Origin of the sequence: Micromonospora sicca (assembly GCF_003172935.1) — a bacterium.
GTDB lineage: Bacteria > Actinomycetota > Actinomycetes > Mycobacteriales > Micromonosporaceae > Micromonospora > Micromonospora sicca.
The window spans coordinates 1-15,916 of record NZ_QGKS01000089.1; the positions used below are offsets into that span (position 1 = coordinate 1).

Annotated in this window: 6 protein-coding genes; 5 read left to right on the forward strand and 1 reads right to left on the reverse strand. The window is 68.9% G+C overall.

Annotated features, from left to right (window positions below):
• Positions 1 to 94: 94 nt before the first annotated feature.
• Positions 95 to 628 (reverse strand): DUF4352 domain-containing protein, encoded by a 534-nt coding sequence (locus tag DKT69_RS03170; RefSeq protein WP_109800098.1) that lies wholly within the window; start codon positions 626 to 628, stop codon positions 95 to 97.
• 98 nt (positions 629 to 726) lie between these two features.
• On the opposite strand from DKT69_RS03170, the gene DKT69_RS03175 reads away from it, so the two are divergent.
• From DKT69_RS03175 to DKT69_RS03195, 5 genes are all read left to right on the forward strand, one after another.
• Positions 727 to 2,673, forward strand: a complete 1,947-nt coding sequence (locus DKT69_RS03175) for an N-6 DNA methylase (protein ID WP_201749463.1) — start codon at positions 727 to 729, stop codon at positions 2,671 to 2,673.
• 117 nt (positions 2,674 to 2,790) lie between these two features.
• Complete coding sequence (locus DKT69_RS03180) at positions 2,791 to 2,979, forward strand: hypothetical protein (RefSeq protein WP_109800099.1); 189 nt, start codon at positions 2,791 to 2,793, stop codon at positions 2,977 to 2,979.
• Positions 2,970 to 9,215, forward strand: a complete 6,246-nt coding sequence (locus DKT69_RS03185; protein WP_201749464.1) for a protein kinase domain-containing protein — start codon at positions 2,970 to 2,972, stop codon at positions 9,213 to 9,215. The genes DKT69_RS03180 and DKT69_RS03185 overlap by 10 nt, the downstream gene beginning before the upstream one ends.
• 49 nt (positions 9,216 to 9,264) lie before the next feature.
• Positions 9,265 to 12,219, forward strand: coding sequence for a DEAD/DEAH box helicase (locus DKT69_RS03190; protein WP_109800101.1), 2,955 nt, complete (start codon positions 9,265 to 9,267; stop codon positions 12,217 to 12,219).
• A partial coding sequence (locus tag DKT69_RS03195; RefSeq protein ID WP_109800102.1) for an Eco57I restriction-modification methylase domain-containing protein occupies positions 12,219 to 15,916 on the forward strand: 3,698 nt, incomplete at its 3' end. The genes DKT69_RS03190 and DKT69_RS03195, both read left to right, overlap by 1 nt.

Below are 15,916 nucleotides of genomic sequence, written 5' to 3' on the forward strand. Positions count from 1 at the left end.
GTTACACAAGGCTATTCGGCGGCAGCGTCAGATGTGGATAAGAGACAGGGGGAGTGGGGCGGGCGGTGGCGCCCGCCCCAGGTCGAGCGGTGGATCAGGCGAGGGAGACGGTCACGCCGCCGGAGAACATGGAGTCGTGGAGCTCGAGCTTGGTGAGCTTCACGTTCTTCGGGATGTCGAAGACGAACACGCCGGTCACCTGGTTGCCGGGGTTGATCTCCTCGAAGAAGGTGCTCTGCTCCTTGTTGGCGTAGAGGCCGGCCTCGGTGTCGGACGAGTACTCGGTGCCGTTGGCGGTGTAGGCCTTCTGGCTGCTGCCGTCGAGGGTCTGCGGCTCCTTGCCGATGTTCTTGACGTTGATCGTGATCAGGCAGAACTGGCCCTGGGCCTTGTCGCCGAGCATCGAGGTGCCGACCTTCGCGACACCGCACTTCGACGACTTGACCGTGAACTCGAACTTCCCATCCCGGGCCGCCTGGCCGATCTTCGCGGTCTTCGCCGGCTTGTCCTCGCCCTTGGCGCCGCCGGCGTCGGCCTTGCTGCCGGTGGCGTCGTCGGTGGCGCCGGAGCCGCAGCCCAGGGCGACGAGGCCGGTGGCGATCAGGGCGAGGGTCGTGGTCTTGCGCATCGTTTCCTCCTGCTGTGAACGTGACGACGTCAATGAGAGCATCATCTGTGAACCGTGTCAACAAGCACGATGCTTGACAGGTGTGACACACTTCGGAGGTGCATGAGACACCGACCATCACGGCAGCGGAGATCGCCCGGCTCGCCGGGGTCGGCCGTGCCGCAGTCAGCAACTGGCGCAAACGGCACCCCGACTTCCCCACCCCGGTGGGCGGGACCCCGGCGAGCCCCGAGTTCGACCTGATCCAGGTCGAGCAGTGGCTACGTGGCCAGGGCAAACTCCCCGAGCTCTCACCCGTCGACCGGCTCTGGCGGCACCTGGCCCCGACCACCGACACCGCCGCCGACGCGCTCGCGGCCGTCGGCGCCCTGCTGCTCGCCCGGCAACGCGGCGAACGCCCATCACGCCGGCAGGTCGACCGACGGCTGGCCGACCTGCTACCCGAGATCGACGCCCTCGCCGACGACCTCGGCCCGCAGGCCGCCTTCGACGAGCTGTGGCAGCGCTTCTCCGCTCCCGGCCCCGGCCGGCCCTGGGCCACCCCCGACGACCTGGCCGACCTGATGGTCGGGCTCGCCGACGTCGGCGGCGGCGCCGTGCTCGACCCGGCCGCCGGCTCCGGCGCCACCCTCCGGGCCGCCGTCCGCGCCGGCTGCACCTCCGCGTACGGGCAGGAACTCGACGAGTCCCTCGCCCGGCTCGCCGGACTCTGGCTCGCCCTGCGGGACGTGCCCGGCGAGGTCCGCCCCGGCGACTCGCTGCGGGCCGACGCGTTCCCCGGCCGCACCGTCGACGCCGTGCTCTGCCACCCGCCCTTCGGCATCACCACCTGGGGCCACGAGGAGCTCGGCTACGACCCGCGCTGGGAGTACGGCCTGCCCCCGCGTACCGAACCGGAGCTGGCCTGGGTGCAGCACGCCCTGGCCCACCTGCGACCCGGCGGGCATGCCGTCCTGCTCATGCCGCCCACGGCCGCCGGCCGCCGCGCCGGTCGACGGATCCGCGCCGAACTGCTGCGCCGCGGCGCGCTGCGCGCCGTCGTCGCGCTTCCGCCGGGGGTGGCCGCGCCGCACGGCGTACCGCTGCACCTGTGGGTGCTGCGGCGGCCCGCGGCCGACGCGCCGCCACCGGCGCGGGCGCTGCTGATCGACGCCGCCGACGGCGACCTCGCCGAGCTGTACGCACGGGTGCTGACCACCTGGCGGGCATTTACCGCCGCGCCCGACGCCGAGATTGAGGAGGTCGGCTTCGCCCGCGCGGTGCCGGTCATCGAGCTGCTCGACGAGGAGGTCGACCTCACCCCCGCCCGCCGGCAACCCGAAGTCGGGGGCGAGGCGAGCGGAGAGCATCTGGTACGCACCAGGGAGCGCCTGGCCGCGATCGTCGGCGACCTGCCGGCGCTGATGCCACAGGTCACGCCCGAGCCCGACGGGGCAGCCGCGCCGCTGACCCTGTCGATCGCCGAGCTGGCCCGCACCGGCGCGCTGCAGCTGATCGGGCCGGTCCGGCCAAGCATTCGCTCGACCGCGGAGGTTGAAGGTTTTGTCGAGCTGCCGGTCCTGTCTGCGCGGGATGTGGTGGAGGGAACTGGGCCTTCGCCGCGAGGCGACCGCCCGCTTGGTCAGGCGATTCAGCTGGAGCCAGGGGATGTTGTCGTGCCAATGACCGCCCGTCGGCTCACCGCTCGTGTGATCACCAACGAACGTGCCCTGCTCGGGCCAAACATGTACCTGCTGCGCCCCAACCCGGCCGCGCTCGACCCGTGGTTCCTCGCCGGGCAGCTGCGCACCTCGGCCAACGAGAAGCAGGCGTCGAGCCTGTCGGGCACGCTGCGCTTCGACATCCGGCGGGCGCAGGTGCGGCGGCTGCCGTTGGAGGAGCAGCGGACGCACGGAGAGGCGTTCCGGCGGCTGGATGCCTTCGAGTCGGCTATCCGACAGGCGGCGGCGCTTGGCGCGGAACTGGTGCAGCTCACCGCCGATGGCCTGGCCCGCGGCGCGCTCCGCCCAGAAAAGCGATCGGGCCGGAAACAACAGGCGAGGTAAGGACCGAGGGCAGCTGCCCTACTGACGGTCCGGACCCCCGCTTTGGCCGAGCGGGGGACTACAACGATGCAACCGACCAGCGATACTCCTTGTTTGGCAAACAACGAAAGGAACCAGGTGAGTACCACACACCATGCGCTCGCCAGCTTCGCGCGGCAGGTGGCTGACCTGGTGCCCGGTGATGACCAGCAGGACGAGTACGGCAAGATCACGCTGCTGACCACCAGGCTGCGCGCCTCAACGGAGCCCACGGAGGTCGCGGCGCTTGCGATGCGTGACGAGCTGAGGATGCTGAAGTGTCTGTGAACCTGGACTGGGTAACGAACCGGTTCCGCCTGCTGGGCGCCATTGGCAGGGGCAATATGGGCGAGGTTCACCGCGCCGAGGATCTGCAGGCGGCCGAAGACTCCAGGGACCGCGTCGTCGCCGTGAAGCGCATTCTGCGTAGCCGCTCCGGAGCGATCATCGACACGACTGCCGATGAGAAGGCTGTGCAGCGGTTCGATCGCGAGATGCGCATCATGCGCAAGCTCAGCCACCCCAACCTCCCCCGGTCCATCGCCGGCGGGGTGGACGACAGTGGCTCGCCCTACATCGCCATGGAGTATCTCGACGGGGAAACCCTGCGCGACCTCGTGGCAGAGCATGCGCAGCTGCCCATCGCCTGGGTTGCCGCGCTGGGAGCGCAGATTGCGGACGGGCTGTTCGCAGCGCACACCGCGGGCGTCATCCACCGGGATCTCAAGCCCTCGAACGTGATGCTGCTGCGCGGGGGAGTGGTCAAGGTCCTCGACTTCGGCATGGGACGGATCGTCGACGACATCGAAGGCGGCAAGCTGACGAGCACCGGCGCCACCGTTGGCACCGCCCGCTACATGGCGCCCGAGCAGTTCCGGGCCGCGACGGTCACGCAGGCAGCAGACCTCTATGCGCTGGGCTGCGTGCTGTTCGAGCTTCTCACTGGCGTCCCGCCCTTCCTCAGCGAGTCGGCACATGAGGTCGGGCAGAAACATCTGACTGAACTGGCGCCTCCCGTGCGGTTGCTGCGCTCGGATGTCCCGGAGGACATGGCGCGACTCATCGACCGCTTGCTTGCCAAGGACCCAGCAGAGCGACCCGAGGATGCCGTCGCAGTCCGCGACGCTCTGCTGCCGTTCGTAACAGGCGAGGACAAGGTTCCGGGCTGGGACGAGTTCAACCCGGTACGGCACTTCAAGGCCCCACCCACGCTCGGCGGCGTGTCGAAAGCGGCGCTGGATGACGCCGTGACCCCGGAGCCCCGGTCGGCCGGAGCCGGCATGGATGTTTTCGGCGTGCACCAGCAGCTCATCAAGGACTATCGGTCGTTCACCGAGGGCGGCACGATCATTCGTGATGACCGGATCGCGGCCTTCGTCGAAGACGACCTGGATGCCAAGTCCCAGTGGCCGGACCCCTGGTTGTCGCTGAACCCGTTCTTCGCCTCCGGCGGCAGCGTGCTGGAACTCGCGAGCGAAGGTGTGCTGCACCCTGAGTGCGCACGCATCTTCCAGGCCGGAAAGACCGAGGGTGGCACGGCCTGCGATGGCCGCTCGCTCACGCTTCACCGCCACCAGCGCGAGGCGATCGATACCGCGAAGTCCGGTGCCTCCTACGTCCTCACCACCGGCACCGGCTCGGGCAAGTCGCTGTCGTACATCGTCCCGATCGTCGACAAGGTGCTGAAAGAGCGCGAGCAGGAGGGCCCGAAGGCAGCCAAGCGGGTCCGCGCCATCATCGTCTATCCGATGAACGCGCTGGCCAACAGCCAGCTCAAGGAGCTCGACAAGTACCTCCATGATGGCTACGGCCCTAACCGGGAGCCGGTCACGTACGCCCGCTACACCGGTCAGGAGAGCGACGAGCGGCGCAAGGAGATCCGCGACAACCCGCCGGACATCCTGCTCACCAACTACGTGATGCTGGAGCTGATGCTCACCCGTCCGGACGACCGGCGCTCTCTCATTAAGATGGCGATGGGCCTGGAGTTCCTGGTCTTCGACGAGCTGCACACCTACCGCGGCCGGCAGGGAGCCGATGTCGCCCTGCTCATCCGCCGCGTGCGGGAGGCGTGTAAGGCGGACCAACTGCAGTGCATCGGCACCTCGGCCACCATCTCCAGCGAGGGCACGGCCGAGGACCAGCGAAAGGTCGTCGCCCGGGTCGCCACCACGCTCTTCGGCACGGAGGTTAGCCCGGAGAACGTCATCGGTGAGACGCTCGTCCGGGCGACCGCCGAGGCACCTGACACCGTGCCGGTTGAAAGGCTTCGGGTGCCGGGCGCTCCCCGCGCCTACGCCGACCTGGTGAAGGACCCGCTCGCCCGCTGGATCGAGACCCGCTTCGGTCTTGCCACCGACCCGACCGGCCGCCTCGTGCGGCAGAAGCCCGCCAAGATCGAGGAAGCAGCCGTCGAGCTTGCGGCGGGCAGCGGATCGACCGTGGCTGAGTGCGCGCAGGCGATTCGTAGCACGCTGAAGGCCGGTTCGGAGGCCAGGCACCCGGTCACCGAGCGTCCGCTGTTCGCGTTCCGACTGCACCAGTTCCTCTCCAAGGGCGACACGGTCTACGTAACGCTCGAAGATGAGCTGACCCGCCACCTGACGCGCGAGTACCAACTCGTGCTGCCGGGCTCAGACGGCAAGATCCTGCTGCCGCTGGCCTTCTGTCGGGAGTGCGGCCAGGAGTACCTGACGGTGTGGCGCACCGAGAAGAACGGCAGCGCCGTCTACGAGCCACGGCGGGACACCTTCGCCACCGGTGGTCGCGCCGGCGATGGCTACCTGTTTATCGACTCTGATCGGCCCTGGCCGGCGGACGTTGCAGAGGCCATCGACGCCCGCCGCCTGCCCGAGTCGTGGCTCGAGGTTGACGACAGCGGGCAGGAGGTCGTCCGCAGCAACTATCGCGATCGGTTGCCTAGGGCTATCACAGTCGACCCCTACGGATATGAGGGGCGAGGTGAGCTCAAGGCAGCTTTCATACCCTCGCCGTTCCTCTTCTGCGCGCACTGCGGGGTCAGCTACGAGCAGACCAGGGGCAAGGACTTCGCCAAGCTGGCGACTCTCGACCAGGAGGGGCGGTCCTCGGCGACCTCGCTGGTTTCCGCGTCCATCGTCCGCTCCCTGATGCAGGCGCCTCCCGAGGCGCTCAGCAAGAAGGCCCGCAAGCTCCTCACGTTTGTCGACAACCGGCAGGACGCTTCCCTTCAGGCCGGTCACTTCAACGACTTCGTGCAGATCACGCAGCTGCGCGGTGCGCTGTACCAGGCGGCTCTTGAGGCCGGCGACGAGGGCATCAACCACGAGGAGCTGGCCTCCCGGGTCACCGCCGCGTTGCGCCTCACGCTGGCGGACTATGCCCGTGAGGCAGACCTGCCTCCGTCCATGGCGAGCGCCGCAGCCAAGACCCTCCGCGATGTCGTCGCGTTCCGGCTCTACCTGGACCTCGAACGCGGCTGGCGCATCACCATGCCAAACCTGGAGCAGACCGGCCTGCTGGAAATCGACTACCAGGACCTGACCTGGCTCGCCGAGAAGCAGGATCGCTGGTCCAAGACTCACGAGAAGCTGCGTGACGCCGAGCCTGGGCGGCGCGCTGAAATCATGCGGGCACTGCTCAACGAGATGCGCCGTGCTCTGGCCATCGATGTCCAGTACTTCCGGGACGACTTTGACATGCTCCAGCGCGCGAGCGAGGAGCGTCTCATTGACCCCTGGGTGCTCTCCGCAGGCGACCGCCCGAAGGTCGGCACCGCCTACCCCCAGCCATCGAAGCCCGGCCTGGATCGTTCCGGCCTGTTCCTGTCCGGGCGGGGGAAGGTCGGCAAGTACCTGCGCCGAGTGCACTTCGCGGATCTGTCATTCAGTGACGCTCAAGAGATCATCGTTGACCTGCTCAAGGTGCTCAGGGGTGCCGGCCTGGTCACGGAGGTCTCGGCGGCGCCGCAGAGTGCCGGCCGGTTCCGGCGTCCTGCCGGCCCGACGGTCATCGGCTACCGGGTTTCCGCCGCGTCGCTGATCTGGCGAGCCGGATCAGGCGAGACCGGCAGCCACGATCCCTTGACGCGCACATATGCCAGCGGCGACGGTCCTCGCGTCAACACCTTCTTCCGGGACCTCTACCGGAGCGCGGCCGGAACTCTCGCCGGCCTAGCCGCCCGTGAGCACACCGCCCAGGTCGATCCGGCCGAGCGGGAGAGGCGGGAAGAGGCCTTCCGCAAGGCGGAGTTGAGGTTGCTCTACTGCTCGCCCACGATGGAGCTGGGCGTGGACATCTCGGAGCTCAACGCCGTCATGATGCGCAATGTCCCGCCCACCCCAGCCAACTACGCCCAGCGCAGCGGGCGGGCCGGCCGGTCGGGACAGCCCGCGCTGGTAACCACCTACTGCGCGACCGGCAACAGCCACGACCAGTATTACTTCCGGCGCTCTGAGCGGATGGTGGCCGGAGCGGTTGCCCCGCCGCGGCTGGACCTGGCCAACGAGGACCTGGTCCGTTCCCATGTCGACGCCATCTGGCTGGCCGAGGCTGGGCTCAAGCTGGGCCGAGCCATACCTGAGACCATTGACATCAGCTACATCGAGGAGACTCGACGGCCGGACCCTGCCCTCGCTCTGAATGACCACATCGTTGCGGCGCTGCGCGATGCCAGCGCGCAGGAAAGAGCTGCGGCGGCCGCCCGCAAGGTCTTCGCGGGGCTCCTGCCGGACTTCGAGAACTCGACGTGGTGGGACGACCAGTGGATCGAGGACAGTGTCCGCACCACGCCGGAGAGGTTTGACCGGGCGTTCGACCGCTGGCGGGACCTGTTCAGGGCGGCGCTGGTCGACCAGGCCGAGCAGAACCGCCGAGTCCTGGACCACACGCTCTCCGAGCGCGACCGCCGGATCGCCGTGGGCCGCCGCAAGGAGGCCGAGACGCAGCTCAACCTGCTGAAGAACGAGAGCGTGGAGAGCAAGTCGGTCCTGTCCGACTTCAACCCGTACCGCTACCTCGCCAGCGAGGGCTTCCTGCCTGGGTACTCCTTCCCGCGGCTGCCGCTCGCCGCCTACGTCCCTACGACGGGCCGCAGGTTCGGCGACGGTGATTACCTCCAGCGTCCCCGCTTCCTCGCCATCCGCGAGTTCGGGCCCGGGGCCCTGATCTATCACGAGGGAGCCCGCTACCAGGTCACCCGCATCCAACTGCCGCCGGACGCGGCCGGGGACGTCGTGACCGGTGAAGCGCGTAGGTGTAGCTGCTGCGGCTATCACCACGACATCAAGGAGGCCGCCGACCGCTGCCAGATGTGCGACGAGCCGCTGGGCGAGAAGACCACGGGATTGCTGCACCTGCACACCGTCTACACCAAGCGGCGAGAGCGCATCTCCTCAGACGAGGAGGAGCGTCGCAGGGCGGGCTTCCGGCTCGTGACCTCCTACCGCTTCCAGGACCATGGCGCACGTCCGGGTCGCCAGGATGCCGTCGCTTCTGACGGCGAGGGCAAGCTCGCCACCTTGTCCTACGGCGACTCGGCCACCGTCCGTATCACCAACATCGGACGGGTGCGCTCGAAGGAGAACGAGCCGGACGGCTTCTGGCTCGACCCGGCCGACGGTCGGTGGATGAACGAGCGAGACGCCGGTGAGGCTTCCGGCGATTCCAGCGAAATGCCGGTCGTCGATGCCGACGGCAACGAGAAGCGGCGCAAGAAGCGGGTCATCCCGTACGTGGAGGACCGGCGCAACATCCTCGTGCTCAAGCTCGACGAACCGCTGGACGAACCGGTCGCGCTGTCGCTGATGTACGCACTAGAACGCGGCATCGAGGCCGCGTTCGAGCTGGAGGACTCGGAGCTGACCACCGAACTCCTCCCGCCAGATGAGGGGCCGCGCGAGCGGATGCTCTTCACCGAGGCGGCCGAGGGCGGTGCCGGTGTGCTGCGCCTGATGCAGTCGGACCCGGACGCCCTCGCCCGGGCCGCCGCCGAGGCGCTGGCCATCTGCCACTTCGCGCCCGACGGCACGGACCTCGGCGGCCCAGCCAAGGACCGGCCCTGCGCGATGGGCTGCTACGAGTGCCTGCTCACCTACGGCAACCAGCTCAACCACCGGTTCATCGACCGGCACACCGTGCGGGATCTGCTGCTGCACTTCGCCGCCGCCCGGGCCACCACCACCGGCCAGGGCGAGTCCCGCACCGAGCAGCTCCAGCGGCTGACCGCTCAGTCGGACACCGCGTTGGAGGCCAAGCTCATCACCTGGCTCAAGCAGCGCGGCCTGCGGCTGCCCGACGAGGCGCAGACCCTCGTCACCGAGGCGCTGGCCCGGCCCGACTACGTCTACCGGCTGCCCGGCGCCACGGTCGCGGTCTTCGTTGACGGGCCGGTCCACGAGCACGAGGCGGTCGCCGAGCGCGACCGCGACGCCGAGGAACGGCTGCGCGACGCGGGCTGGGACGTGGTCCGCTTCGCGCACGATGCCGACTGGTCCGCCATCGCGGCCGAGCACCGGTACTGCTTCGGCACCAGCGCCACCGGCTGACCCTCAGCTGCACACACCACCACACATCACGACGCGCAAGGACTCCTTTATGACCACCTCGTTCAGTGCCGGATCGCTGGTCTCCGCCCGGGGCCGCGACTGGGTCGTACTGCCCGAGAGCGCCCCCGACATGCTCGTCCTGCGGCCGCTCGGCGGCGCGGACGACGACATCGCGGCCGTCTTCCCCGCCTTCGAGAGCGTCACCAGCGCCCAGTTCGCGCCCCCGTCGCCCACCGACCTCGGCGACGCCCAGGCGGCGGGCCTGCTCCGCTCCGCGCTGCGGATCGGTTTCCGGTCCGGCGCCGGGCCGTTCCGGACCCTCGCCGGGATCGCCGTGGAGCCGCGCGCCTACCAGTTCGTACCGTTGATGATGGCGCTGCGGCAAAGGACCACCCGCATCCTGATCTCCGACGACGTCGGCATCGGCAAGACCGTCGAGGCCGGCCTGATCGCCAGCGAGCTGCTCGCCCAGGGGAGCGCCCGCGGGCTCGCCGTGCTCTGCTCCCCGGCTCTCGCCGAGCAGTGGCAGGACGAGCTGCGCACCAAGTTCGGCATCGACGCCGAGCTGGTCCTCGCCTCCACAGTCTCCCGGCTGGAACGCGGCCTGGACCTCGGCCAGTCGCTGTTCGACCGGCACCCGCACGTCATCGTCTCCACCGACTTCATCAAGTCGACCCGGCACCGCGACGACTTCGTCAGGCACTGCCCAGACTTGGTCATCGTCGACGAGGCGCACACCTGCGTCGCCGCCGACGACAACAAGACCACCACCCAGAACCAGCTCCGCTACGAACTGCTCCAACGCGTCGCCGCCGACGCCGACCGGCACCTGCTGCTGGTCACCGCCACCCCGCACAGCGGCAAGGAGAGCGCCTTCCGCAACCTGCTCGGCCTGCTCAAGCCGGAACTGGCCACCGTCGACCTCGGCTCTGAGGCCGGCCGCCGGATGCTCGCCCCGCACTTCGTGCACCGCAAGCGCGCCGACGTCCGCCAGTACCTGACCAGGGAGGACGGGCTCGCCGACGACTCGCTCGCCGAGCAGACGTCGTTCCCGAGCGACCGGCACTTCAAGGACGAGACCTACAAGCTCACCCCGGCGTACCGGGCGCTGCTCGATGACGCCATCGCGTACGCCAGCGACCGGGTCACCGCCGCGGACCAGCGCGGCCGGCGGGAGGCCCGGATCGCCTGGTGGTCCGCGATCGCGCTGCTGCGCTCCCTGGTGTCCTCGCCGCGCGCCGCCGCGCAGACCCTGCGCACCCGGTCGGCGACCGCGGCCGCCGTCACCGCCGAGGAAGCCGACCGGCTCGGCGCCCCGCTGACCAGCGACTTCTCCGACTCCGACGCTCTCGAAGGGCTCGACGTCGCCCCCGGCGCGGAGGCCGCAGACGTCGACAACGCCGGCGCGCGGCTGGCCGAGCTGGCCGACCGGGCCGCCGAACTGGAGGGCCCGACCGAGGACCGCAAGCTCGCCGCCCTGGTCACCCACCTCAAGGCGCTGCTGAAGGATGGCTACCATCCGATCGTCTTCTGCCGCTACATCCCCACCGCCGAGTACGTCGCCGAGCACCTCGACGGCAAGCTCGGCAAGAAGACGATCGTCCGCGCGGTGACCGGCACGCTCTCCCCGCAGCAGCGCATCGAGCGTATCGAAAAGCTCGCCGAGGACGCCGGTGACGACCCGGCCGCCCGGCGGGTGCTGGTCGCCACCGACTGCCTCTCCGAGGGCGTCAACCTGCAACACCACTTCGACGCCGTCGTCCATTACGACCTCGCCTGGAACCCCACCCGGCACGACCAGCGCGAGGGCCGCGTCGACCGGTACGGCCAGAAGCGCGACGTGGTCCGGGTCATCACCCTCTGGGGCAGCGACAACGGCATCGACGGCAAGGTCCTCGACGTCCTCATCAAGAAGCACCGGCAGATCCGTAAGGACCTCGGCATCTCCGTCTCCGTCCCGGACGCCGACTCCGCCGGCGTGACCGACGCGATCGTGCAGTGGGTGCTGCTGCGCGGCCAGCAGGTCCGCCGGGGCGACCAGGGCAGCCTCTTCGACATCGACGAGTTCACCGGCCTCGACAAGAAGGCCGCAGCCCTGGCCGCCGACTGGCAGTCCGCCGCCGAACGCGAGAAGACGTCCCGCTCCCGGTTCGCCCAGCACGCCATCCGACCCGAGGAGGTCGCCCGCGAGGTCGCCGCCGTCCGCGACACCCTCGGCCGGGCCGGCGAGATCCGCGGCTTCGTACGCCGGTCGCTGTACGCCCTCGACGGCGTCCTGCGCGACCGCCCGGACGGGTCCGGCGACTTCACCGCCGAACTCGGCGGCACCCCCGCCGGCCTGCGCGACGCCCTCGCCCCGGTCCTCGGCGGCGACGTCGTCGAACGGGGCCGCCCGGTGCCGCTCCGCGCCACGGCGGCAGTCGACCGTGGCGAAGTCGCCCTGGTCCGCACCGACCCGGCGGTGGTGGCGCTCGCCGGCTACGTCCTCAACGCCGCCCTAGACGACCAGGCGTCCGGACCCCGACCGGCCCGCCGCTGCGGGGTGATCCGGACCCGGTCCGTCACCAGCCGCACCACCCTGCTGGTCGTCCGCTACCGCTTCCACCTCACCCTGCCGTCGCGGACCGGCACCCGGCAGCTCGTCGCCGAGGACGCCCGACTGCTCGCCTTCGAGGGCGCCCCGACGAACGCCCGCTGGTTGTCCCACGAGGACGCCCTGGCGCTGCTCGACGCCACCGCCGACGCGAACACCGACCCCGGGTTCGGCGAAAGCACAATGCGCCGCGTCCTCCAGGACCTGCCCGCGACCACCGACCACCTCGACGCGTACGGCGCGGAGCTGGCCGCCGAACTGCTGGCTTCGCACAGGCGGGTCCGCAGCGCCTCCGGCGAGATCGTCCGTGGCCTGACCGTCACCGCGCAGAAGTCCGCCGACGTGCTCGGCGCCTATGTTTACCTGCCGGCCCCGACCGCCGCCACCCCCACCGCCGGAGGCATCGGCTGATGTCTGCCACCGCTCGTAACCAGGTCTTCTCCGCCGTGCACACGATCGGCGGCCTTCTCCCCGCCGACATGTTGGTCCGCATTTCCGAAGGCAAGGACGTCACCGGTGCCAAGCCCGCCGACTACCGCGTGATCGGCTCGCGGTCGGTACGTGACGAAGCCGAACGGCACTGGGACTATCTCAAGTCGGTCTGGAAGGAGCTGCGCGTCAAGCTTCCCGTCGCGCCGGAAGCGGAGGCACCCGCCGACCCCACCGGCCTCGCGGTCGCGCAGTGGCTGGAACCGCTCTTCGCGGAGTTCGGCTTCGGCCGCCTGACCGCGATCGGGGCCTCCGGCATCGTGTCGGACCATGGCGGCAAGACCTTCCGGATCAGCCACCGCTGGCACCAGGTCCCAGTGCATTTGGCCCCGTGGAACGCCGCGCTGGACAAGCGTCCGGCCAGCGGCGGGGTGCCGCCGCAGTCGCTGGTGCAGGAGTGCTTGAACCGGTCCGAGGGACACCTGTGGGGCGTTCTCACCAACGGCCGCCAGCTGCGGCTGCTTCGCGACTCCAGCGCGCTGGCCACCGCCGCGTACGTCGAATTCGACCTGGAGGCGATCTTCGACGGCGAGCTGTTCAGCGAGTTCGTCCTGCTGTACCGGCTGCTGCACGTCTCCCGCTTCGAGGTGGCCGACGGCGCCACCCCACCCACGTGCTCGCTGGAGAAGTGGCGCATCGAGGCAATCAGCTCCGGAGTCCGCGCCCTGGATTACCACCGCGAGGCTGTCAAGAAGGCCATCACCACCCTTGGCACCGGCTTCCTTCAGCATCCCGCCAATGGCGACCTGCGTCGGAACCTTGATGTGGACGCTTTCCACGCCGCCCTGCTGCGCCTCGTCTACCGGCTGATCTTCCTTTTCGTCGCCGAGGACCGTAACGCGCTTCATCCGCCGAAGACGTCCGTGGACACCCGTCGGCGGTACGCGGCCTACTTCTCCTCGGAGCGGCTGCGCCGTCAGGCGAACCGCCGCCGAGGCACGGCGCACATTGATCTCTACCAGGCCTTGCGGATGGTGCTCGACGCGCTCGGTGACGAGCACGGCCGCCCAGAACTGGGCCTGCCGGGCCTCGGCGGCCTTTTCGACGAGACCGATGCCGACGCCGCACTGCGCGGACTGTCCCTGGCCAACGCGGATCTGCTGGAGGCCATACGTCACCTCTCCCGCGTCCGCGACGAGAGATCGGCCCGCTGGCGCCAGGTGGACTACCGCAATATGGGTGCGGAGGAACTCGGCTCCATCTACGAATCGCTCCTTGAGCTCGTCCCCAAACACAGCGCCGTCGACAGCGCGTTCGAGCTGGTCAACCGCCTCGGCAACGACCGCAAGAAAACCGGCTCGTACTACACCCCTAGCTCCCTGATCGAGACCCTGCTCGACTCCACCCTCGACCCGGTCATCGACGCCGCGCAGAAGCGGGGTGAAGAAAAGGCGTCGGCTGCGGGGGAGGCTGACGCGACCGGGAGCATCGTCGCCGAGTTGTTGTCGCTCACCGTCTGCGATCCGGCCTGCGGCTCCGGCCACTTCCTCGTCGCGGCCGCCCGCCGGATCGCCAAGCGGGTCTCCGCCGTTCGGGAGAGCAACCCGGAGCCGACGGTCGACGCGGTCCGGCACGCCCTACACGAGGTCATCGCCCGCTGTGTGTACGGCGTCGACATCAACCCGATGGCGGTCGAACTCGCCAAGGTGTCGCTGTGGCTGGAGGCCCTGGAACCGGGCAAGCCGCTCAGCTTCCTCGACGCGCACATCAAGCACGGCAATGGGCTGATCGGGGCCACGCCCGCACTGCTGCGCGGCGGCATACCGAGCAAGGCGTTCAAGCCGGTCGAGGGCGACGACATCAACTACGCCGCATTTCTAGAGAGGCAGAACAACGAGGAGCGCGCGGGGCAGGCCGGACTGTTCGACCTGCTCGCAAAGACCAAGGTGGTCAACACCGCCTTCGCGTCCGGCCTTCGCCGCATCGTAGACGCCCCGGCCAATAACCTAAGCGCTGTCCGCCGCCAGGCCTCGGCCTACCGCGACTGGGAGACCTCCGCCGCGTATGTCCATGCCCTGCACGTGGCCGACGCCTGGTGCGCCGCGTTCGTGTGGCACAAAGCCAAGGACGCGCCGCCTCCGATCACCCATGACATCTTCCGTGGCCTCCAGGATCCGGACGCCAGGTCCGCCTCCCAGGCCACCCACGACGAGATCGCACGGCTCCAGCGGCAATACCGCTTCTTCCACTGGCATCTGGAGTTTCCCGAGATCTTCACTGTCCCGGAGCACGTCTCTACCGTTGGCGTGGACCCGGCCACCGGCTGGGCGGGCGGCTTCTCCTGCGTTCTCGGCAACCCGCCCTGGGACAAGGTCGATTTCGAAGACAAGAAGTACTTCAGCGTAGTCGAGCCCTCCATTGCGGCGATCGCCGGTACAGCCCGGCGGATCCGTATCGCTGAGTGGGCCCAGGAGAACCCGGAGGCGGGAAGGCGATACAGGGCCGAGCGTCGCAAGGTAAAAGCCACATTTCACTTCGCGGGAGACTCTGGGGTCTACCCCCTGTGCGCGAAGGGCCTTACGGTCAAGGGCGTCACTATGCTCCAAACCGACCAGCTCTTCGCCGAGTGCTTCGCGTCTATCGTGGCCGCAGAGGGGCGCTTCGGCTGCATCATTCCGACGGCCATCGCAACAAGTGCGGGAGCGCAGCACCTCTTCAGCGACCTAGCCCGGCGCGGTGCCATCGCCTCCCTGTACGATTTCGAGAACCTCAAACCGCTCTTCGTCGGGGTGGACTTCCGCTACAAGTTCTGCCTGCTCTCGCTGACGGGTCGGGAGTTGGGCGAACCGACAGCGAAGTTCGCCTTCTTCCTTCTGGATACAACCGATCTTGACGACGCCGAGCGTGTCTTTGTACTCAGCCCGGCGGAGATCCGCCTCATCAACCCCAACACCGGCACCCTCCCCATCTTCCGCTCCCGTCGAGATGCGGACCTGACCGCTGCGGTCTACCGCCGCATTCCAGTGCTGTGGGACGAGACTGAGAAGAATGGCAACCCCTGGGGTATCACCTTCAAGGCGACCTTCTTCCACATGACGGACGACTCCGACCTTTTCCGCGACCGACAGCAACTGGAGGCAGAGGGCTGGGAGTTGCGCGGAAACGTCTTCCTGCGAGATCGAGAGAGGATGCTGCCGCTGTACGAGGGGAAGATGGCACACCACTTCGACCATCGCTGGAACTCCTACTACGGCAACGGAAATGAGGACCGCCGGCGCCTGACCCTCACAGAGAAGCAGGACCCCCTAGCGGCCGCCGACCCGCGCTACTGGGTAGCGGAGAACGGGCTCATCTCATCGGTCAGGAAGAACAAGCAGGTGGAGGTCCCGGGGGTCGCCCTGCGACTGAAGGACATGGGCTGGGATCGGGACTGGCTCTGCGGCTGGCGTGACGTATGCCGCACGACGGACGAGCGCACGGCCATCCCCGCCTTTCTCCCTCGCACTGCGGTCGGACACAAATTCCCTTTGATGCTGCCGGGCGTCTCACCGATCCTCACCGCGGCGCTCATGGCTGCCCAAAGCTCTCTGGTCTTTGATTATGTAAGCCGCCAAAAGATCGGCAGCACCAGCATGGGACTTTACATCTGGAAGCAGCTACCCGTGCCCACCCCCGACGG

What these genes read in the sequence shown, in the direction of transcription:
- DKT69_RS03170 (WP_109800098.1), bottom strand. Translation starts at nt 628, where the DNA reads ATGCGCAAGACCACGACCCTCGCCCTGATCGCCACCGGCCTCGTCGCC.
- DKT69_RS03190 (WP_109800101.1), top strand. Translation starts at nt 9,265, where the DNA reads ATGACCACCTCGTTCAGTGCCGGATCGCTGGTCTCCGCCCGGGGCCGC.